This window comes from Moorena sp. SIO4E2 (genome assembly GCF_010671945.1).
Classification (GTDB): domain Bacteria; phylum Cyanobacteriota; class Cyanobacteriia; order Cyanobacteriales; family Coleofasciculaceae; genus Moorena; species Moorena producens.
On sequence record NZ_JAAHIE010001245.1, the window covers coordinates 1 to 1,357 of the forward strand.

Annotated in this window: 1 pseudogene; it reads right to left on the minus strand. The window is 36.5% G+C overall.

Features of this window, described 5'->3' with window-relative positions:
- Positions 1–601 precede the first annotated feature (601 nt).
- Positions 602–1,357: pseudogene (locus tag F6K37_RS42605) on the minus strand (hypothetical protein); the annotation flags it as partial.

Sequence of the window (1,357 nt, forward strand, 5' to 3'; positions counted from 1 at the left end):
TAAACCCAATGCCATCAACCCCATAGGTTACAATCTCCGTTAAGGAGATGAATTAATGGAAACAGATCTATCGGACTCCCAAAGCTTTATCTTGGAGGTTACAATCTCCGTTAAGGAGATGAATTAATGGAAACTTAAATAAACCCAAATTTGTTCATCATTGGCAACGTAGGTTACAATCTCCGTTAAGGAGATGAATTAATGGAAACCGCAGATAATAGAGAATGTAGAATACAGACTGTAGAATAGAGAATGTATAATTAAGAATGTAGAATACAGACTGTAGACTTGTTATAGCACTACGCATTAAGGTTAGGAAATTGATAAAAGCTGAAAAAATGCGACCCGTGGCGAATTTAATTCGCCAACGGAAAGCGCACCTGCGCTGTTTTAATAAACTTTTGCCTCTTGCCTCTTGCCTCTTGCCTTCCGCGTAGCCATATACCATCTCCCTCAACCAGATAAATTAATCCAAACAACAATAACCCCCAGTTAAGGATAAAACCCTTGACTGGGGGTGTATTGAACAAGATTAATTTTCAGCTTGAAATACCAGCCTCTCCTCGTTTTTGCAATTGGTTGGAGGTGAAAATTCCAATTACTATAAACAGTCTGTCATTAGCTTCTTGATCACAAAATCCTTAACATCAGAATAGATATAATAACGACCATTAAGATAAACAAAATAATTTTCAGGCTTATTTAAAAGTTTACAAGTTAGGCGATTAATAGTCATGATTTCCTCTAGAATTTGGTCGCTTTCACAAGCCACCAGAGCATTTTTAATGCCTGCTTTACGGTCTTTATCCAGTATCTCAGACATTCTTGCTTTTGAGACTCCCTTGGCACTGTGAATCATGTAATTTCTTTTTTCGACCCAATAGTCAAGCTTCTTGAGTGATTGAAAAATAGTCTGCCAAAGTTCTATCTCCTTGGAGTCTCCTCGAAACTGAATCAGGGCATCTACGAAGTTACGCTGCTTGAACCGATTATTCAATTTATAATCACGGTCTCCTTTTTGTTTAGCTTTCCAGCCCTTAAGCTCTTCAGTGTTAAAAGTTTCTTTAGTTATCAAATAATCAACAAGTTCTTCGTCTATTTTCTCTCTATTTAAAACCCAGTTATTCGGTTTGTTTTTATTAAAATAATTTTCACCTAATTCTCCCATCAGCTTATGTAATGTTTCTTCACAGAAAGAAGTCATCCGCGATAAGAAATTGGCAATCAGATTTAATTCCCAGTAAATTCGGCATTGGGTGTACAAGTTTAGCCATTTATAATATTTGTCTTTAATCTCTGCCAGTACTCCCAGATTATGCTTTTGCTTTGGTTTAATCAAAGCGTATATGACTCGTGT